At 36.2% G+C, this 24,742-nt stretch carries 1 protein-coding gene; it reads left to right on the top strand.

Annotation, left to right across the window (positions count from 1 at the left end; genetic code table 11):
* Positions 1-124 precede the first annotated feature (124 nt).
* Entirely contained in the window at positions 125-24,742 is a 24,618-nt protein-coding gene (locus CLU81_RS12330; RefSeq protein WP_099710083.1) for a T9SS type B sorting domain-containing protein, read from the top strand.

Raw genomic sequence — 24,742 nt, 5'->3', positions numbered from 1 at the left:
GATTTGAAGTTTTGCCTTCTTTGTGAGTTAAGAAGGTTCATAATTATAAATGTTTAAGAGTGCTGTAATTTATTTTTTAATGCCCCTTGGAGAATAAAGTAAAAGCCAAAAACAAAAGAAGACCATGAAAAAACCTACTACTATTTTTAAAACGTTAATTGCAGTTGTATTTTTATTGCTAAGCATTTCTTCACATGCCCAGTTGAGAAAAGGCTTTACGACTAGATATACAACTAGTTTGAATGGAGACATTTTAGTTATTGGAAACAATAGCTTAAATAGAGATAATGGCAAAGGAGAAAGGCCGATTAACAAATACGACGATCAAGGTAGTGGAAGTCAGGTAAACGATAATTTCAATATGAAATTTATCGATGTTGACAATGAGACTTCTTTTAACTCAAGTTCTGCAACATTAACAATACCTCCGGCAAGTAAAACTTGTTTCGAGATTGTATATGCTGCTTTATACTGGTCTGGAACCTATCAGGATTCTGATAGAAGTAAGATCAATCAGGTAAGACTAAAAACGCCTACAGCTTCTGCTTACAAGGCTATTACCGGAACTATAATTCACGATGAAGCTGCTGCGGGTGTTAACAGTCCTTATGGATCTTTACCTTATGCTTGTTTTGCAGATATTACAGCAGATGTTAAAGCTGCCAAAGAAGGGGTATATACTATAGCCGACGTAATGGCTTCTGAAGGTAAATTTTCTCCTGGAGGTAACTCAGCAGGTTGGTCTATTTTTGTAATTTATAAAGATCCATTATTGCCTAGTAAGTATATTACAAGCTTTGATGGTTTTAGTATTATTAGAAGTAGTGATCCACCATTGGATATTCCTATTACCGGGTTTAGAACAAATCCTTTTGGAAACGTAAATGTAAAACTTGCATTTAGTGCATTAGAAGGAGATAATAAATTAGAAGGAGACGGTCTTCAAATTATAGGGGGGAAACCATCGAGTGTATGGGGTGCTATTTCTTCATTAGCGAGACCAATTACAGGTAGTACACCAAACTTTTTTAATAGTACCATTACTGATGGTGATGTTATTATGGGAGGTCGTACACCTAATAGTAAAAATACATTAGGGTTTGATGCAGGTGTTGTAACTCTTGATAATAATGTAGGTGGGGTACAAAATAGTGTCATGCAAAATGATGAAACGAGTGCTACACTTAGAATCAATACATCGCAGGATTCCTATTTCATGTTTTTTAATGCAATGGCGGTCGAAATTATTGCACCAAAAATTGTACTTAGAAAGAATGTACTGGACAAAGACGATAACAATATTAATACTCAAACAGTAAGTCTTGATCAGGAACTTAGATATGAAATTAAGTTCAAGAATGAGGGTAACGATAATGCCAAAAACTTTACGATTACAGATGTTCTTCCTAATAACGTAATTTTTAACGGAACAAGTGACATTTTGGTCATGGACTCCAGAATTACGGCTGTTTATAATGCGGCAACTAGAACAATTGTATTTTCAGTACCGGATGCTTTGGTTATTGCAAAAGGAGCAGAGTACACACTTAAATTTAAAGTTAGAGTTGTAAAAGACTGTAACGAATTAGTGGATGCTTGTTCTAATGAAATTAAAAATACTGCTATTTCTAAATACTATGGAGTAAAAAATACTACACCTGAAGGTTTTGGAGAAGGTAGTTATTCTAGTATATCTTCCTGTAATGTAGGAGAGCCTACATCAACCAATTTCTTAGTAGGTATAGACAAATGTTTATTCAGTAGAGATGTTTCTTTATGTGGTACAGCTGTTTTAAAAGCAGCTAATGGTTATACTACCTATGTATGGAAAGATAAAAACGGAGTTGTTTTTGGAGGAAACAATCAATCCGTTACTGTAGATAAGCCAGGTATTTATACTGTGGAAAACAGTGGAGCTGTAAATTGTAAACCTATTAAACAAACGTTTAATGTTATAGATTATTTAGCTAGCACAAATAAAAATCCAATTAAAGGAGACAATATTGATCCTGCAACAGGATTGGCGTATGGTTGCGTTAGAGATTTAAAACCGTTTCCAAAAATATTCTTGTGTGGTCTAAATGACAAGAGAATCATAGATACTCAAATCACAGGTGCCACAAGTATCACATGGCAAGAAACAAAAGATGTAACCCCAACCACTAATCCGGATAGCTGTCCTTATGAAGGAGCGACAAACTGGACCACAATTGCAAACGGGCCAATATTTACTGCAGACAGAGCTGGTGTATTCAGACTTGTTGTAAATTATGGTAATAATACATGTGTTGTTACGTATTATTTTAATGTTTATCAAAATTTACTTGATGCTACGGCTAAGAAACAAGATATTATTTGTGATACAAAAGGATCAATTACAGTAACAAATCCACTTCCAAATACAGGATATGTTTATAGTCTTGACGGAACAAATTATCAAGCATCAAATATTTTTAATAATGTTGCAAAAGGTTCTTATACAGTAAATATAAAACAAACGGTATTAGAAGTTGGACAAGTTTCGGCTTGTATATTTAAAGTAGATGTAAATGTTGAGCAACTTGATTTTACAACAAAGCTTGATGCAACACACCCGCTTTGTAATGGACAACAAGGAACTATAACGGCAACTATTAATAATGTGCCGGGGCAATACAAATTTATTCTTAGAAAGAAAGGTAGTACTGTCGAAATTCAAAACTCAGGTCTTATAGATAATAACAGAATTATCTTTACAGGTGTTGATCCGGGAGTTTATCAGGTTTTAATGTCTACTGCCAATAATGGATGTAATGTTATTCAGGAGATCGAAGTTTTTGATTATCGATTAACAGCTACTGCGCAAGTTACTAAGACACTTACAGCATGTAGTGATGGAGAGATTACAGTTAGTGTTACAGGAGGAACTCCAAGACCAGGTCCACCACCATATTATTTATATTATGTAAATGGAAACACAAACTTTGTTACAAATCCAGTAATTCCTGTAACTGCAGCCGGTGATTATAATATCGTGGTTGTAGATGCAAATGGTTGTACAGTAACAATACCAACGATAAAAGTTACTAATTTACCAAAACCAAAAGTAACCTTTAAAGCAGATGATGTTAATTGTTACGGAGCTAATAATGGTGTAATTAATGTTGATATTGCACCTGCAAATTCAGGTTATGCAGTTTCATATAGTGTTGATGGTGGAACTTTTACTTCAGTTGCTCCAATTACAAATTTAGGACCAGGTACCCATTCAGTAGTAGTTAAATATATTTATAACGGTATTGAATGTCTTGATCCTGCTGTAAATGTTGATATTAAAGGACCAGATTCAGCTTTAACAGCTTCTGCAGGTATATCTGAATTGGCTGGATGTGGACCAACAGGAAATGAGAAACAAGGAAAAATCAGAATTACAAATCCACAAGGAGGAACACCAGGATATCTTTATAGTTTTGATGATCAAAAAACATGGTCAGCTGTAAGCGAAGCTTATGTTAATCCAGGAAAATATACCGTTTATATTAAAGATAGTAAAGGGTGTATTTTTGCAATGTCAGATATTATTTTAGATGACAAACCAGCAGATCCAACTATTGATTTAGCACCAACAGTTTATAACTGTGACGGAACAGGAAAAACTACTGCAACAGTTACAAATACTGGAGGCAAAAATTATACATACGAATATTATATAGATGGTAAACCAAATACACCACTTACAAATAATATATTTGATAATGTTATAACAGGTCCACATACAATTTCCGTAAAATATAAGTTAGTAGATGCTGCAACTTATAGTAATTTATTAAAAGAAGATTTTGGAAAAGATACTTTTACCTACACTGATACTGCATCTCCTGATGGATCTTCTCCTGGGATCAATGCTGCTTTTTGTTGGGAAAGACAAATAGAGGCTACGAAGTGTAACGGAAATAGATTATTTGCTAATGGTGAATATACTGTTACAAGTAGTTTACGAAATGATCCTTATAGCGGATGGCAGAATCCAATAGATCATACTAGTGGTAGTAGAACTGGTGGTAGATATTTAGCAGTTGATGCTGGTACTGCAATTCCAAATAATGCAGTACTTTATAGAAAAACTATTAAAGATATTATTCCGGGTCAACCAATTCAGGTTAGATTCTTTGCTACAAATTTATTGAAAATTGGTAATACACAACCAGATGCTTCTTTGACGGTTGAATTACAAAATGCTTCAGGAACTGCATTATCATCACAATCTACTGGAAAGATACCTAAGACTAATGGCTGGGTAGAATACAACAGATCAATTGATCCGGGAAGTAATACAACTTTAGATTTTGTATTAAGACTTGAAATTTCTCAAGTTAACGGAATTGATTTTGCTGTTGATGATATAGAGGTATATCAATTGCCTAAATCATGTATTACCGAGAAAAAATTCGATTTTAATATCGATAGTAATAAAGCATTTACTGTTCTTGAACCTGTAATTGAAAACGTTGATTGTAGCGGAGGAAGTACAGGTAAAATAACAATTACAGCTCAAAACTTTAATGGTAGCTTCCTTTATTCTATAGATGGAGGACTTAATTGGAGTACTTCAACAACCTCACCAGTTATTATAGACAAATTAGTTGCTAAAAGTTATTCAGTAATTGTAAAAAGTGATGTAGCAGGAACTTGTTCTAAATCATTTACAAAAACAATTACAGAAAACCAACCTGTTACAGTAACAGCTACTGTTAGTACATTGCCAACTTGTACAACTGGAGCAACAATAACAGCTGATGCTAAAGGAGGTGTAGGACCTTATACATACGCATTAAAATTAGCAGATGGTGTAACTGATGTACCAGGAATGGGATTCAATCATTCAGCAACATTTGCTGGAGTAGCTACTGGAAGTTATACAGTTTTAGCTCGTGATTCAAAAGGTTGTACATCGGCAATTTCAGCAGTAGTGGTTATTGACAAACCAACTCCACCAGTTGCAAGTTTAGATGTTACATCTGATTTATGTTATGATAGTGGCGATAAAGCAACTTTAGTTGTTAAAGCTACAGGTACAGGCATATTAAACTATAGTTTAGATGGTGGTGCTTTTGATGTCAATAATACTTTTACAAACGTTGGTGTTGGAACTCACACTATTATTGTTAGAGACGGAAACAATTGTACAACTACAATAAGTGGTATTATAATAAATGATGAGTTAACAGCAAAAGCAAACGTTACTAAAACATTAGATTGTAATACGGTAGGTGCAACTATTAAAGTTGATATTTTAGGTGGTAAAGCACCTTTTATATATAAATACAAACTTGGAGTAGGAGGAACTTATTCTGCAAGTGCAAACGTTACAGGAAATACATTTAATTTTCCAGCTCCTGGTACAGGAACGTATTATTTTGAAATCACAGATTCGAATACGCCAAAAGGATGTGTAACTACAACATCGGCAACAGTTGATGCTATTACAAAACCAGTTGCAACTGCTACACCTGTAAATGTTGTTTGTTTTGGTGGGTCAACCGGAGAAGTTACATTAGGAGCTTCAGGTGGTTCAGGAAGTGGTTATTCATACAGTTTTAATGGTAGTGGTTTTACAAGTACTATTAAATATACTGGTTTAAAAGCTGGAATTGCTTATAAATATCAAGTAAAAGATAACAAGGGATGTATCTCTGATGAAGGATCAATTACTTTAACAGAGCCAACAGCTATTACAGGAACTATCAAAACTACAGATATTCAATGTGGTGCAACAGGAACCGTTCCTGCGGTAGTTACAATAACTGCTGGAGGAGGAACAGCACCTTATAAATATAGTTTTACAGGACCTTCAAATTATGGAGACGATAACTTTTATTCTACAACTGTTGCAGGAGTAGTAAAAGGATATATAATAGATAAGAATGGTTGTCAGTTTGGACCATTAAGTATTACCGTTGGTGCTTTTGAACCAATTACAAGTATTGATCTTGTTGATCATGGATACGATTGTTCTACAACTCCTCAGGGAGGACATGTAACAATTACAGCTGTGAAAGCAGGAGCTCTTACTAATGTTTCTTACAGAATTACTGCAGGTCCGGCTGGATATAATACAGCAAGTAATACAACAGGAGACTTTAAACCATTGGCTCCGGGAAGTTATACTTTTGAGGCATCAGACAGTAAAACAAAATGTACAGCAACAATAAGTTATGTAGTAAAAGGGACATCAGACATAACAGCTGGTGGATCAGTTTTAACTACAATTAAATGTTTTGGAGGTACAGGAACAATTCAGTTTACAGTTGGTGGTATTAAAACCAGCGGGTATGATTATGTAATTAAAAATGTTGCAGGTACTACTATTCAACAAGCAAATGGTGTATCAGCAGCGACTACAACAATTACAGTTACTTCTGCGGTAGCAGCTGATGATTATACTATTACAGTAACGGATAGATTAACAAAATGTCAGGCAGTTTATGTTGTAAAATTGACACAGCCTGCTATTGCAGTTTCAGTTACAGCAACTGCTACAAATATTACATGTAGTAAATTTACATCGACAATTACTGCAGTTGGAGCAGGTGGAACACCAGCTTACAAATATGCAGTTGTTCAAAAGAATGCTGCAGATCCTGTATCAGCAGCTTATGCGGCAGGAGCAACATTATCAGTAAATACCGTAAATGGTACTATTGTGGATTGGGTTGTATTTGTAATGGATGCAAACGGATGTACAGCTAAGTATCCTATAAAAATTGATACAGATCTAACACCATCGGTTACTGCCAAAGTAGACAACCAATGTACAGGATCAGGAAATACATTTACCATTACTGCTACAGGTACTGGAGGAACAGGAACATTGACTTATGGAATCAACGGAGTAAACGGTGCATTCTCTACAAATAATGTTTTCACTGTTGTTGCGGGAACTTATACAGTTTGGGTAAAAGACGGTAATCAATGTCCGGCTTCGGCTACGCCAGTTACGGTTTATGACCAGTTAACGGCTACTACAGCTATCAAAGAACTGGATTGTTCAACAACTCCAGATGCTACAATTACAGTTACTCCATCAGGCGGAAAAACACCATATAAATATGAGGTTTCAACAAACGGAGGAACTAGTTATTCTGCAATGGGATCAAATGTTTATACAACATCAGTTGCAGGAACATTTAAAATAAGAGTAACCGATGCTAATTTATGTACGGTTGTAGTAACGGAAACGATACTTTCAATTTCAAATCCAACAGGTTCAATTGTTACACAGAGTAATGTAAGCTGTAACGGAAAACTTGACGGATCAGTTACTATAAAAGGTACAGGCGGTTCAGGCGGATATTCATATAGTAACAATGCTACAACAGGCTTTGGACCAAGTGCAACCTTTACAGGTTTAGGTGCTGGATCATATACTTTCTATGTAAAAGACAGTAAAGGATGTCCTGCAAGTGTTGCGGTTACTATTACTCAGCCAACAGTTTTAGCTATTAGTTCAACAGTTACACCATTTGCGTGTAGTACTACAAACACAAATGTTCAAGGAAAAGTTGCAATCAACCTTCCAACAACAGGAACATCACCATACCAATACAGTTTTAATGGTGGAGGATATTCTGGAAACAATACTTTATTAGTAGATGATAATGGAACGAATCAAACAATTAATTACTCTGTAAAAGACGCTAACGGATGTATCGCTACAGGATCAGCTATTTTATCGAAACTAAACCCACCTGTAATTGATAAAGTTACGCCATCAACGATAACTTGTTTGGCAGGAGCAACATCAAGTAACGTAACGGTAACTCTTTTGGCAGGTACAGGAGTTGTTGCACTTAAATACGAAACTATTGCGCCATCTCAGGCAATCATTGCACAACAAGCTTCAAATGTATTCAATGGATTAGCTCCGGGAAGTTATACTTTCAAGGTTACAGATGCTAACGGATGTTTTGATACAAAAGTTATTACGATAAACGCAGCGGTAAAAATTGCTATTTCAGGAAACAAAAACAATGATGTTAAATGTAAAGGAGAATCAACTGGAAATGGAACGTTTACAATTTCAAACGTTGCTACTCCTGGAGATTATACTTTTGTTTTAACAGCAGGAACATTAGGTACTGGTACGCTTACAAAATCAGCTACTGATGCTAATGTTTTAGTATTGAAAAATGTTGCAAAAGGAACTTACACAGTAGAAGTTACTTCTAACTCAACTGGATGTAAAAACACAGCAACAATTATTATTGACGAGCCAGTTTTAGGTTTAAGTCTTACAGCAACTGCTACAAATATTACATGTAATAAGTTTACATCAACGATTACGGCAAGTCCGGTTGGTGGAACAACAGCTTACAAATATGCTGTAGTTAAACAAGGTGCTGCAGATCCTTTAGCAGCAGCTTATACAGGAAGTGCAACATTATCAGTAGATACTAATACTGGACTTGATGTAAATTGGGTTGTATTTGTAATGGATGCAAACGGATGTACAGCTAAATATCCTGTAAAAATTGATACAGATCCAACACCAACGGTTACTGCCAAAGTAGACAACCAATGTACAGGATCAGGAAATACATTTACCATTACTGCTACAGGTACTGGAGGAACAGGAACATTGACTTATGGAATCAACGGAGTAAACGGTGCATTCTCTACAAATAATGTTTTCACTGTTGTTGCAGGAACTTATACAGTTTGGGTAAAAGACGGTAATCAATGTCCGGCTTCGGCTACGCCAGTTACGGTTTATGACCAGTTAACGGCTACTACAGCTATCAAAGAACTGGATTGTTCAACAACTCCAGATGCTACAATTACAGTTACTCCAACAGGCGGAAAAACACCATATAAATATGAGGTTTCAACAAACGGAGGAACTAGTTATTCTGCAATGGGATCAAATGTTTATACAACATCAGTTGCAGGAACATTTAAAATAAGAGTAACCGATGCTAATTTATGTACGGTTGTAGTAACGGAAACGATACTTTCAATTTCAAATCCAACAGGTTCAATTGTTACACAGAGTAATGTAAGCTGTAACGGAAAACTTGACGGATCAGTTACTATAAAAGGTACAGGCGGTTCAGGCGGATATTCATATAGTAACAATGCTACAACAGGCTTTGGACCAAGTGCAACCTTTACAGGTTTAGGTGCTGGATTATATACTTTCTATGTAAAAGACAGTAAAGGATGTCCTGCAAGTGTTGCGGTTACTATTACTCAGCCAACTGTTTTAGCTATTAGTTCAACAGTTACACCATTTGCGTGTAGCACAACTAATACAAATGTTCAAGGGAAAGTTGTAATCAACCTTCCAACAACTGGAACATCACCATACCAATACAGTTTTAACGGTGGAGGATATTCTGGAACAAATACTTTATTAGTAGATGATAATGGAACGAATCAAACTGTTAATTACTCTGTAAAAGACGCTAACGGATGTATCGCTACAGGATCAGCTATTTTATCGAAATTAAATCCACCTGTAATTGATAAAGTTACGCCATCAACGATAACTTGTTTGGCAGGAGCAACATCAAGTAACGTAACGGTAACTCTTTTAGCAGGTACAGGAGTTGTTGCACTTAAATACGAAACTATTGCGCCATCTACGGCAATAATTGCACAACAAGCTTCAAATGTATTCAATGGGTTAGCTCCGGGAAGTTATACTTTCAAGGTTACTGATGCTAACGGATGTTTTGATACAAAAGTTATTACGATAAACCCAGCAGTAAAAATTGCTATTTCAGGAAACAAAAACAATGATGTTAAATGTAAAGGAGAATCAACTGGAAATGGAACGTTTACAATTTCAAACGTTGCTACTCCTGGAGATTATACTTTTGTTTTAACAGCAGGAACATTAGGAACAGGAACGCTTACAAAATCAGCTACTGATGCTAATGTTTTAGTATTGAAAAATGTTGCAAAAGGAACTTACACAGTAGAAGTTACTTCTAACTCAACTGGATGTAAAAACACAGCAACAATTATTATTGACGAGCCAGTTTTAGGTTTAAGTCTTACAGCAACTGCTACAAATATTACATGTAATAAGTTTACATCAACGATTACGGCAAGTCCGGTTGGTGGAACAACAGCTTACAAATATGCTGTAGTTAAACAAGGTGCTGCAGATCCTTTGGCAGCAGCTTATACTGGAAGTGCAACATTATCAGTAGATACTAATACTGGACTTGATGTAAATTGGGTTGTATTTGTAATGGATGCAAACGGATGTACTGCTAAGTATCCTGTAAAAATTGATACAGATCCAACACCAACAGTTACTGCCAAAGTAGACAACCAATGTACAGGATCAGGAAATACATTTACCATTACTGCTACAGGTACAGGCGGAACAGGAACATTGACTTATGGAATCAACGGAGTAAACGGTGCATTCTCTACAAATAATGTTTTCACTGTTGTTGCGGGAACTTATACAGTTTGGGTAAAAGACGGTAATCAATGTCCGGCTTCGGCTGCGCCAGTTACGGTTTATGACCAGTTAACAGCTACTACAGCTATCAAAGAACTGGATTGTTCAACAACTCCAGATGCTACAATTACAGTTACTCCAACAGGAGGAAAAACACCATATAAATATGAGGTTTCAACAAACGGAGGAACTTCGTATTCTGCAATGGGATCAAATGTTTATACAACATCAGTTGCAGGAACATTTAAAATAAGAGTAACCGATGCTAATTTATGTACGGTTGTAGTAACCGAAACGATACTTTCGATTTCAAATCCAACAGGTTCAATTGTTGCACAAAGCAATGTAAGCTGTAACGGAAAACTTGACGGATCAGTTACTATAAAGGGTACAGGCGGTTCAGGCGGATATTCATATAGTAACAATGCTACAACAGGCTTTGGACCAAGTGCTACCTTTACAGGTTTAGGCGCTGGATCATATACTTTCTATGTAAAAGACAGTAAAGGGTGTCCTGCAAGTGTTGCGGTTACTATTACTCAGCCAACTGTTTTAGCTATTAGTTCAACAGTTACACCATTTGCGTGTAGCACTACAAATACAAATGTTCAAGGGAAAGTTGTAATCAACCTTCCAACAACTGGAACTTCACCATACCAATACAGTTTTAATGGTGGAGGATATTCTGGAAACAATACTTTATTAGTAGATGATAACGGAACGAATCAAACTGTTAATTACTCTGTAAAAGACGCTAACGGATGTATCGCTACAGGATCAGCTATTTTATCGAAACTAAACCCACCTGTAATTGATAAAGTTACGCCATCAACGATAACTTGTTTGGCAGGAGCAACATCAAGTAACGTAACGGTAACTCTTTTAGCAGGTACAGGAGTTGTTGCACTTAAATACGAAACTATTGCGCCATCTACGGCAATAATTGCACAACAAGCTTCAAATGTATTCAATGGGTTAGCTCCGGGAAGTTATACTTTCAAGGTTACAGATGCTAACGGATGTTTTGATACAAAAGTTATTACGATAAACGCAGCAGTAAAAATTGCTATTTCAAGTAGTAAGAACAATGATGTTAAATGTAAAGGAGGATCAACAGGAAATGGTACGTTCACAATTTCAAACATTGCTATTGCTGGAGATTATACTTTTGTTTTAACAGCAGGAACATTAGGAACAGGTACGCTTACAAAATCAGCTACAGATGCTAATGTTTTATTATTGAAAGATGTTGCAGTGGGAACTTACACAGTAGAAGTTACTGCAACTGCAACAGGATGTAAAAATAGCGCAACAATTATTATTGATGAGCCATTAAATCCTTTAACAGCAACTCTTGCACAAGTAAATGCCAATTGTAAAGTTGGTACTTCAAAAGTTACTATAACTGCTGCTGGAGGAACACTTGCTTACAAATATGCATTTGTACATGATGGTGCACCAAAAGGAACATTAACATCATCAAATGAGGCTAATTTAGACCCTGCTATTGTTGATTGGGATGCTTATGTTGTTGATGCTAACGGATGTGAAGTAAAATTCGATGTTAAGCTTGCTACAGATGCTGTACCAACAGTTACAGCTACGGCTACTAATCAATGTTTAGGAGTTGGTACTTATACTATTACAGCTGTAGGAGTTGGAAAAGCACCTTTCACTTATAGTATAAACGGTACTTCATTTGACACTCCAAACACGTTCACAGTTACTACTGCAGGAATTTATAATGTTTGGGTTAAAGATGCAAATGGATGTATTGCTAAAACAACAACACCAGTTACTGTTTATGATAAATTAACAATAACTCCAATAATAAATAAAGACATTACTTGTACAGTAGGTTCAGAAGCAGCCAAAGTTACCTTGACAATTGGTGGCGGAAGCGGTTCTTTTACTTACAGCTATACAAGTACACCAGCTGGAGCAGTTGGAACTTTTGCAGGAAATGTTTTCACGACAAGTGATGCAGCAGATTATATCTTTACTGTAAAAGACAATGTAAGTAACTGTACAGCGACTATCGCAGTACCGGTTCAAATTACGACACCTACGCCTCCTCATTTCACGGCACCACTTCCAGCAGTGCTTAGTTGTTTTGGAGATACTTCAGGATCTATAACTATTAATATTGATCCTACTCAAGGAGTAGCGCCGTTTTTAATTAATGTAAAAAATAAAGCGACACTTCAGGATTATGGAACACAAACATCTGGTTTACCTGCAGCTATTTATGTAGTTACAGTGACAGATGCAAAAGGTTGTAGCTATTCAGAAGATATTGAAATTAAACAACCGACTAAAATTGTGGTTGCGTCTCACGCAGATCCTATTACATGTGATATAGTTAGTGGTGGAGTTTCTAAAGGAAACGTTGTTGTTGATAGTGTAGTAGGTGGAACAGCACCTTATACATATTACGTAACAGGTCTTAATGGTTATAATAAATTTGAGCCTAATAATACTGGAGCAACTTCAGTTACTTTTAATGTAGTTGATTTTGGTTACTATACAATTAGAGTTAAAGATGCAAATGGATGTTCAGTAATCGAAAAAGACGTTTTAGTTGCTTCTCCCGTAGATAAGCTTGATATTAATATTGATTTAACAACGGTTAATTGTGAAGCTGTTGTTGGACCTCCTGCAGTTCCTGCTGGTGGTAAAGCAGTTGTAACAGTTGGAAGTTTATTAACTGGTAATGGTCCATACCATTTCAATATTTATACAGGACCTGGACAAGTATTTACCGCAGATGGTGTTGGTGGATGGATAGGAGAATTTCCTGCAGTAGGAAGTGAATCAGCAATTTTTTACGGCCTTACTCCTGGAGTAACCTATACTTTTATCGTTTATGATGAAGTAACAAAATGTTATTATTATCAACAAGCAGATAAGCCAGTTCCATCAAATTCTACATTATCGATTGTTAATAATGTAGCACATAATATTACATGTACTGGACAGACTGATGGAAATGTAACTTTTGAAGTTAAAAATAATTATTCATCTTCTGTAGATGTAAGTTATCAGGTTTATGAATCTTTTACTAATGTAGCAATTGCAGGAGCAACTGGATCAACTACTATTGCAGCAGGTGTAACATCACCTAGTATTAGTTTAGGCCCTTTACCTGTGGGTACATATTATGTATTAGTTAAGGAAGTTGCAGGACCAAACAAAGGTTGTTCTGTGGTTTCTAAAGACTTTAACATCAAACAATCACCAATTTTATTATCACTTACAGCTTCTGCTACTTCAATTGCAGACTGTACGAACTTAGGGACTATTTCTGCTCAGGCAAAAGATGGAACAACGCCATACACTTATCAGGTAGTTGCTTCTGGTACTGCTTATGTAGATGCGGATTGGAAAACTCCAAATACGTTTACAAGACCAGGAAGTGTTGCTGGAATTGTTTACGATGTGTATACAAAAGATGCTTACGGATGTATTAAAAAGGTACCAGTTACAGTTTATAAATACAAAGATCCGACTATTGCTCCTTTGGCACCAATTTGTTATGATGGAAGTACTCCATTTAAAATTACAATTGTTGGTACTGTTGATACTGCAATTGTTGGTGGTGCAACATATAGTGTAGATGGAAGTGCTTTCCAAGCATCTCCAGACTTCACATTGAATGCTGCGAAAATCTACAATTTGGTTATCAAAGACGGTAAAGGATGTACAGCTTCTATAAATTATGAGGTTAAACCAAAATTAGAATTAGGTGTTGACTTGACTAAAGACATTGATTGTTCAGGAACTCCGGATGCTAAGATTACTTTGACAGCTTCAGGTGGTTATGGACCAACTTATAAGTATGAGTATTCTGCTAATGGAGGAAGTTGGAATACAATGCCAACTAATGTTCTTGATACAAGTGTTACAGGAAATTATATCTTTAGAATTACAGACCTTGGTAATACAACAACTTGTAGTGTTGATACGAAGTTTACTTTAGATGCAATTCCAGCAATTGTTTTCACTGTAGACCCACTAGATGTTACTTGTTCAGGAAATTCAAACGGAAAAATTACAGTTAATGTAACTTCAGGAGTTGGACCATATAAATACCAATTGGTTAATGGTGCAACAACTTGGGCTTTCCAGGATTCAAACGTATTCGATAATTTACCAGCTAGTAATGCTTATGTGGTAACTGTTAGAGATGCTAAATTGTGTGAGAAGAATCTTCCGGCAACAATTGGTACACCTACACCATTATCAGCAACTTCATCAATAACAGCTAAATTGTTATGTACGACAGACAATGCGCCAACAAAAGCTGTAGTAACAGTAGTTGGAGCAGGTGGAACTACACCATACCAATACAGCTATGATGGAGGACTTAATTACTCAACTGATGATACTTTTGAAACATACGCAGGAATTAAATTCGATGTTTATGTAATGGATGCTAACGGATGTAAATTCACGTTGACAGATGGAGTTAATGTTCCGGCATTAAACGCTCCAACAGCGATGAACATTACAGGAACACTAGTATTCTGTCTACCAGCAGCGAGACAAACAAGTACAGTTACTATAAATTCAGTAACTAACGGAGTTGGTACACTTCAATATGAGATTTTATCTCCAATTGTAAGAATAAAACAAGGATCAAATGTATTTGCAGGATTGGCACCAAGTGCAGATCCTTATGTATTCCAGGTTACAGATGCAAACGGATGTACTTATAAGGATTCTTATATTGTAAAACCAGCTGTAAACATTACAGTTTCGGGAACAGTAGTTAGCGATGTAACTTGTAACCCAGGTGCTAACGGAGCGGTATTATTTACAGTAGGTAACTTTACAGGAACTTACAGTTATGTACTTAACTCAGGAACTCCGGTTACAGGACAAACAAGTAAAACAATCTCAATTACAGGATTAAGTGCTGCAAGTACGCAAAGTATTATAGTTACTGATGAAGTTACAGGTTGTACAGCTCCGGCTTCAGTAAATGTTATCCAAAACCCGGCATTATCATTGTCACTTATTGCCAATGTACCGGAAAATTGTGATAATAAAGCTAAAGTTCAGGTATTAGCTTCTGGAGGAGTTGCACCTTATGAGTATTCATTTGTACTTGCAACAGCAACTGGACCAGGTACATATACAACATCAGATACGGCATTTTTAAGTACTGCCGGTTCTTCTTTCAACTGGAAAGTTTATGTAAAAGATGCTAATGGTTGTGTAATTACAACACCATTTGCAGTATCAATTACTAAAGATGCAGCACCATCAATTGCGATGCCGGCATCAATATGTTATGTTGGATCAGATGTTGTTATTGATTTGGCAGCATTATCTACAGTAGCTGTAGCTCCTGCAAAATATACACTAAACGGTGTAGTAATACCAGGTACTACTTATACAGTAAAAGGTGCGGGAACTTATGTATTTGGAATCATTGACGGTAACGGATGTATATCAAACCAAGTAAGTTTTATCGTAAAACCACAAGTGTTTTTACAAGCAGACTTAGATCAGGATTTAACATGTACAAAAGATGCTTCTATTAAGTTAACTCCAACAGGAGGAACAGGAACATATAATCTTTATGAGGTAAAAATCAATGCAGGTGGATATACTGCATTCACAACATTGCCTTACGTTGCAACAGTTGATGGAACATATACTTTTAGAGTAACAGATTCTCAGGGATGTCCTGCGGTATCTAATGCTGTAATCGTAACTCCTAAAACAGTTCCAACAGCTAGCATAGTTGCAACAAGTGTAATTTGTTCTGGAGATAGTAACGGAACAGTTACAGTAACAGCTTCAAACGGAATCTTGCCTTACCAATATAGAATCGACGGAGGAGTTTTCCAAACTTCTAATGTATTCAAAGGATTGGCAGCAGGTCCACATAATGTTGAAGTTAAAGATGCAAAAGAATGTATTTCGGTGTTAATTCCAGCAGCAGTTGGTACACCTACACCATTATCAGCAACTTCAGCAATAACAACTAAATTGTTGTGTACTACTAGTAATGCACCAACAAAAGCAGAAGTTACAGTAACAGGAATAGGCGGAACTTCACCATACCAATTTAGTTATGATGGAGGACTTAATTACTCAACTGATGATACTTTTGAAACATACGCAGGAATTAAATTCGATGTTTATGTAATGGATGCCAATGGATGTAAATTCACGTTGACAGATGGAGTTAATGTTCCGGCATTAAACGCTCCAACAGCGATGAACATTACAGGAACACTAGTATTCTGTCAACCAGCAGCCAGACAAACAAGTACAGTTACTATAAATTCAGTGACTAACGGAGTTGGTACACTTCAATATGAGATTTTATCTCCAATTGTAAGAATAAAACAAGGATCAAATGTATTTGCAGGATTGGCACCAAGTGCAGATCCTTATGTATTCCAGGTTACAGATGCAAACGGATGTACTTATAAGGATTCTTATATTGTAAAACCAGCTGTAAACATTACAGTTTCGGGAACAGTAGTTAGCGATGTAACTTGTAACCCAGGTGCTAACGGAGCGGTATTATTTACAGTAGGAAACTTTACAGGTACTTACAGTTATGTACTTAACTCAGGAACTCCGGTAACAGGACAAACAAGTAAAACAATCTCAATTACAGGATTAAGTGCTGCAAGTACGCAAAGTATTATAGTTACTGATGAAGTTACAGGTTGTACAGCTCCGGCTTCAGTAAATGTTATTCAAAACCCGGCATTATCATTGTCACTTATTGCCAATGTACCGGAAAATTGTGATAATAAAGCTAAAGTTCAGGTATTAGCTTCTGGAGGAGTTGCACCTTATGAGTATTCATTTGTACTTGCAACAGCAACTGGACCAGGTGCATATACAACATCAGATACGGCATTTTTAAGTACTGCCGGTTCTTCTTTCAACTGGAAAGTTTATGTAAAAGATGCTAATGGTTGTGTAATTACAACACCATTTGCAGTATCAATTACTAAAGATGCAGCGCCATCAATTGCGATGCCGGCATCAATATGTTATGTTGGATCAGATGTTGTTATTGATTTGGCGGCATTATCTACAGTAGCTGTAGCTCCTGCAAAATATACACTGAATGGTGTTGTAATACCAGATACTACTTATACAGTAAAAGGTGCGGGAACTTATGTATTTGGTATCATTGACGGTAACGGATGTAAATCAAACCAAGTAAGTTTTATAGTAAAACCACAAGTGTTTTTACAAGCAGACTTAGATCAGGATTTAACATGTACAAAAGATGCTTCTATTAGATTAACTCCAAAAGGAGGAACAGGAACATATAATCTTTATGAGGTAAAAATCAATGCAGGTGGATATACTGCATTCACAACATTGCCTTACGTTGCAACAGTTGATGGAACATATACTTTTAGAGTAACAGATTCTCAGGGATGTCCTGCGGTATCTAATGCTGTAATCGTAACTCCTAAAACAGTTCCAACGGCTAGCATAGTTGCAACAGGTGTAATTTGTTCTGGAGATAGTAACGGAACAGTTACAGTAACAGCTTCAAACGGAATCTTGCCTTACCAATATAGAATCGACGGAGGAGTTTTCCAAACTTCTAATGTATTCAAAGGATTGGCAGCAGGTCCACATAATGTTGAAGTTAAAGATGCTAAAGAATGTATTTCGGTGTTAATTCCAGCAGCAGTTGGTACACCTACACCATTATCAGCAACTTCAGCAATAACAACTAAATTGTTGTGTACTACTAGTAATGCACCAACAAAAGCAGAAGTTACAGTAACAGGAATAGGCGGAACTTCACCATATCAATTTAGTTATGATGGAGGACTTAATTACTCAACTGATAATACTTTTGAAACATACGCAGGAATAAAATTCAATGTTTATGTAATGGATGCCAATGGATGTAAATTCACATTGACAGATGGAGTTAATGTTCCGGCATTAAATGCTCCAACAGATATGGACATTGCAGGAACTCTTGTATTCTGTCAGCCAGTTGGTAGACAAACAAGTACAGTTACAATCAGTAATGTTAAAAATGGAGTTGGTACACTTCAATATGAGATTTTATCTCCAATTGTAGTAACTAAACAACCATCAAATATATTTGCAGGATTAGCACCAAACAATGCTCCTTATGTATTCCAGGTAACTGATGCAAACGGATGTACTTATCAGGAATCATATATTGTAAAACCAGCAGTAGTCATTACGGTTTCTGCAGGATCAACTACTGATCCTTCTTGTAATGGTGGAGCAAATGGTTCAGCGAAATTCAATGTTGATAGTTTCACAGGAACTTATTCAGCAGTACTTATTGCAGGAACAGGAATAGTATCTCAGGCTGGTAAAGTAGTTACAGTAACAGGACTTGTTGCGGGAACTTATACATTAGAAGTGACAGACAATGTTACAGGATGTAAAAACACTGCAACAATTAAGATTGGCGAGCCAGCCGTTCTTGATGTGAAAGTAATTTCTCAAACTGCAGCAAATTGTTATTCAGGTGCTATAGTTAAAGTACAAGGAATTGGTGGAACACCAGCGTACAAATATGCGTTTGTTGTTTCTGGAGCAACACCAGTTGCGGGAGATTATTTTGCTGATGACTTTGCTGTTTTAGATTTTGCAAAAGGTCCTAATTGGGATGTTTATGTACAAGATGCAAACTTGATTTGTACTGGTAAATTAGCAATAACAATTACAAAAGACGACGCACCAACAATAGATGTTATTACAGATAAATACTGTTATACAGGTGGTCCGGTTCCAATTAAAATTAATGGAACTACTGATCCGGATATCGTAAATCCACCAATGTACAGCATTGGAAACGGATATTACCCAAGTCCTAATTTCACATTGAATGCACCAGGAACTTACGACTTCTATATTAAAGACGGAAATGGTTGTATTGCACATGCGAAATATACATTAAAACAAGAATTGTTATTACAAGCAACACTTGTACAAGATTTGAATTGTACAACAAATGATGCTACAATTACATTATTGGCAACTCAGGGAACAGGAATATATCCTACTTTCCAAGTGTCTAAAGATGGAGGTGCTTATACTACGGTTACATCGCCTTACAAACCAACAGTAGCAGGAACTTATACGTTCAAAGTTAATGATGGTCAATGTGATGCAGTTTCTATACCAGTAGTTATTACACCAATTACAACTTCAACATTTACAACTACTCAGATTGATGTAAGATGTAAAGGAGATTCTAACGGTAGTATAACTGTTACAGCTTCAAATGGAGTTGCGCCTTATGAATACAGTATTGATGGAGGTACATTTAGTTCATTGAATGTTTTCCCTGGATTAAAAGCAGGTACTTATTCTATCGTAGTTAGAGATGCAAAAAAATGTCCATCGCTTCCGGTTGATGTTACAATCAACGAGCCTGAGACATTGAAAGTATCAAATGTGGTAACACCATTTACATGTAGTACAACAAATACTGCACAAGATGCTTTCATCACATTAACAGCTACTGATGGTACATCACCATACAGCTATAGTTTTGATAATGGAGTAACTTTTGGAAGTTCTCCAGTTCATACAATGAATGCTTCAGGAACAATTAATTATGTAGTAGTAGACTTTAATGGTTGTAGAGCTTCAGGATCAGCAACAGTTGTTCCTTATACTCCACCTACTAAATTTGTTATTGCTGCAACACCAATTTACTGTAAAACTGCAGGTGGTGTGACAACAATTTCTGTAGATCCAACAACTATTGTTGGAGGAGTTGCACCATATAAATATGCTATAATTAGTCCGGCAGCTTCAGCGACCGTACCAAGTGCAGTAAATAGTTTTGCTGGTTTATTACCTGATACATATGTAATAGAAGTTACAGATGCTAATGGTTGTAGCACAACAAATTCGATTATTGTTAAAAAAGCAAGTGAAATTAATGTTGAAGCTCAATTATTAAGTGATGTATTATGTAATGCAGGATCAACAGGATCAATTGCATTTACAGTAAGTAATTATATTACAGCTAATAATTATGATTTTGGATTAATTCCAAATAATGGAACATTTACACAAACAGGTGATGTTATTACATACACTGGATTAACTGCCGGTAAATATACTTTCACAGTAACTGACAGAACTTCTGGATGTACAGACAGTGTAGTTGATTTTGAAATCAAACAACCAAGTGCAGCGCTTACATTTAGTACTGTTGCAACAAATATTAGTTGTGACAATAAAAATGCGACGATTACTGTAACTGCTACAGGTGGAACACAGGCTTACAGTTATGCAGCGGTTGTTGCAGGTAGACCAGCTCCAACAACTTTCAGCGCAGATAACAAAATTGTGGTTGATACTAACAATGGTACAGATCTGGTTTGGGATGTTTATGTGAAAGATCTTAACGGATGTTCACCAGCTGCACAACAGCAAACTATTTCAGTAGATCCACTACCAAGTGCTATTACTGCAAGTGTTACAAGCCAATGTGCAAGTCCGGCAGGAACATATGAATTTATAGTTTCGGCTTCAGGAGTAGCTCCGTTACAATATAGTATTGGAGGTAATTTCCAAACAGATCCTAAATTTGTTGTAACAGCTCCAGGATCTTATGACATTACAGTAAAAGATGCTAACGGATGTACAACAACTGTAAATGCAGCGGTTGTTATTGAAGGCGCTTTAGATTTACAAGTAGAAACTAAAGCTTTACCAAGTTGTGATTTCCAAGACGGAATTATAATCGCTAAAGCGACGGGAGGTTCAGGAAGTTACAAATATTCTTCTGCGGCTTATATCCCGGTTGTGGTTGGAACTACTGCGACATTCAGCAATATGCCTGCAGGAACTCATACAATTTTAGTAAGAGACCTTGTGTATGGTTGTACAGATACTGTAATTGTTGAATTGAAAAAAGCAACAGAAATTACAGGTTTAAGTTTAACTGGTAACGATGTTTCTTGTAATGGAGGTTCTGATGGATTAATTATCGTTAACCTTGATCCGGTTAAAGATGGAGTAAATGACAATCCGGTTTATACTTATACTTTAACAGGAACTACTGTTGGTGGTACTGCAGTAAGTAAAGGTCCTCAGGAATCAAATGTATTTGATAACCTTGAAGCTGGAGATTACACAGTATTGGTTACTTCAGGAAGAGGTTGCCATGCTCAGGTAGATAAACGAATCAAACAGCCTAAAGCGATTGTGGTGAATGCTCCGGTTGTGACATCATTCAAATGTACAACAGGTTCAAACACAGTAAACTTCGCAACAATTACTGTTAATTCAGTTGTTGAAGGTTCTGGAAAATATGTTCGTTATGAGTTTAGTAGAAACGGAGTAGTGGTTCAAAACACTGATTCTAATACTTATACAGAATTTAATCTTGCAGGTGGTTCTTATACCGTAAGAGTATTTGATGATAAAGGTTGTGAAGGTTCTTGGACAACTCCAATTATTATTGACTCATTCATAACAATGGATAAAGTTAATGTGGCAATTGTTAAACCAATTACTTGTCTTGCAAACCAAACAATTCAGGTTTCTGTTGCGACAACAGGAGGTACACCAACTTCACTAAGCTATACGCTAACTGGAGTAAACGGAACAGTCTTTAGTGAAACTAATTCAACAGGATTATTCAAAGACTTAGCAATTGGTAACTATCAAATTACTGTCTTCAACCCAACAACAGGTTGTACAATAACTGATTACCATTATATATCTGATCCAAACACTTTCAAGATTGATGTTAAACCATTGAAAGACGAATTATGTTATGGAGATGCAGACGGAAGTGTTAATTTGACTTTTGTTGATAACCAATTAGTTCCAACAAATGACGCAGGACCATTTACTTATGTAATTACAGGTCCGGTACCAAGTTCTGGAACGACAACTTCTGCGGGACCAATTTTGGTTTCAGGATTAAAAGCGGGAGTGTATACAGTTTCAGCTACATTGATCGATATTAACGGTCCTTCTTGTACGGTAACAAATACATTTACGATAGATCAGGCAGCAGCTGCTTTAGTAGCAACTAAAACACAATCAGAGATTACTTGTCTTGCAGGTAATAAAGATGGTGTGATAACTGCATCAGCAACAGGAGGATGGCCAGGTGACTATTTATATGAGTTAAGATTAGGTGCAACAATTGTAAAAGCTTATAGTACTTCACCAGTATTTGAGAATTTAACAGCAGGAGATTATACTGTTTTTGTTAAAGACAGCCGTGGTTGTGAAGCATTTGTTGATGCTAAATTGACAAACCCAAAACCAATAGCTATTCAGATAAGTGCAACACCAATGTTAACTTGTTTTGATAATGAGAACGGAGTTGTGACTATTGACTTAGTAACTGGAGGTTCAGGAAATTATACTTATACATTAAACGGTGTATTAGCTGATGGAACTGTAATCGTTGGACAATCGCAAGGAACTAATCAATTTACAGGATTAAAAGCAGGAACTTATACAGTAACTGCAAAAGATACCTGGACTTGTGAAGCAATTTCTAACAAAGTAGTAATTGATCAGCCAACAGAAGTAAAACCTTCGTTAGCGATATCTAGAAATGAAACATGTCAATTAGTACCAATCTTGAAACTTACAGTTACTGGTGGAAATGCACCATATTACTATAGTGAAGACGGAATAAATTACTCAGCTTCATTTAATGGAAGTATAGATATTACATTGCCAAAAACAACTGTAAGTAAAGACTACCAATATTTTGTAAAAGACCAAAGTGGTTGCGTTAGCACTGTATCAAACATCGTTAACGTTCCGGTAGTGCCAAAATTAGATTTTACAACTCTTGTAGATGTAGATATCAAATGTAAAGGAAGTGCCGAAGGTACAATTACAGCTATAGCAACTGGAGGTTTAGGAAACTATGTTTATACATTGCTAGACGCTGCTGGAGTAGCTATTACGCCAGCACCAGCACAGGTTACTCCGGGAGTATTTACTGGATTGCCAGTTGGAAAATACATAGTAAAACTAGAAAGTTCTGATTGTTCATTGAACTCAGCAGTAGTTGAAATATCAGAACCTAACATTGTATTATCAGCTGAAGCGATACCAACAAATGTTACATGTAATGGTTTCAATAATGGAAAAATTACTGTAAATGCGGCAGGTGGAACAGGAGTATATAAATATGCTATCGAACCTGAATTCAGACAGTTCTTTGACAAAAACGTATTTGAAAACTTGAAACCAGGTTTCTATGATGTATTAGTTCAAGACGAAAATGAATGTTATATTTTCATCAAAGATGTTGAAGTAAAAGAACCAGCGCCATTAACAGGAGCATTAGTAGATGGTACTTTATTCCCAGAAACATGTGCAGGTGAGAAAGATGGTGCATTTAGTATTATACTTTCAGGAGGTACATTAGATTATAGTGTAAGTATTGATTCTGAAACAGGACCATTTGTTAAAGGTACTGCAGGTCAGACAACATTTGATTTCGATAATCTGTCAGGAGGTCTTCATATTGTTTACTTCGTAGATGCATCAGGTTGTAACGGTCAGGTAGACATCGCAATGGATGAAGCAGTAACGCTTAAACCAACGAACGAAGTTAACTATGACTGTGTGAACAATGCAGCTTCAAATATGGTAACAGTAGATCCTGGTTATGACGGAGATCATTCTGAGATTGATTACAGTTTAGACGGTGGTCCATGGCAAATGAATAACATCTTTACAGGTCTTACTCCGGGTAATCACACAATCAAAGTGAGACATACAAACGGATGTACTGCAGATACAAGTTTTATTATAAAAGTTGTTAATCCGTTAGTATTAACATTATCTGAAGAGAAAGGTGTTTGGAACGTGATCACAGCAACAGCTACTGGCGGAAGCGGAGATTATGAATACAGTATAGATGGTATCAACTTTAGTTCTGAAAATAAATTCACGATCTATAAAACAGATGATTACACTATCACGGTAAGAGATAAAAACGGTTGTACAGACAAGAAAACTATAAATGTTAAGTATGTAGATGTATGTTTACCTAATTATTTCACACCAGACGGTACTTACTATACTGGATGGGGACCTGGATGTACAAACATTTATACAAATTTAATATTCTCAATTTTCGACAGATACGGACGTGAAATCGCTAAATACCACTACGGTCAAAAATGGGATGGTAGATACAATGGCGAAGAATTACCTTCAGGTGATTACTGGTATGTTCTTAAACTAAATGACGAGAAAGATGCAAGAGAGTTTGTTGGACATTTCACTTTATACAGATAA

The organism is Flavobacterium sp. 9, from assembly GCF_002754195.1.
GTDB lineage: Bacteria > Bacteroidota > Bacteroidia > Flavobacteriales > Flavobacteriaceae > Flavobacterium.
This window is presented reverse-complemented; position numbering and strand designations above follow the sequence as displayed.

Coding starts and splice junctions, on each gene's coding strand:
- CLU81_RS12330 (WP_099710083.1), top strand. CDS start 125: ATGAAAAAACCTACTACTATTTTTAAAACGTTAATTGCAGTTGTATTT.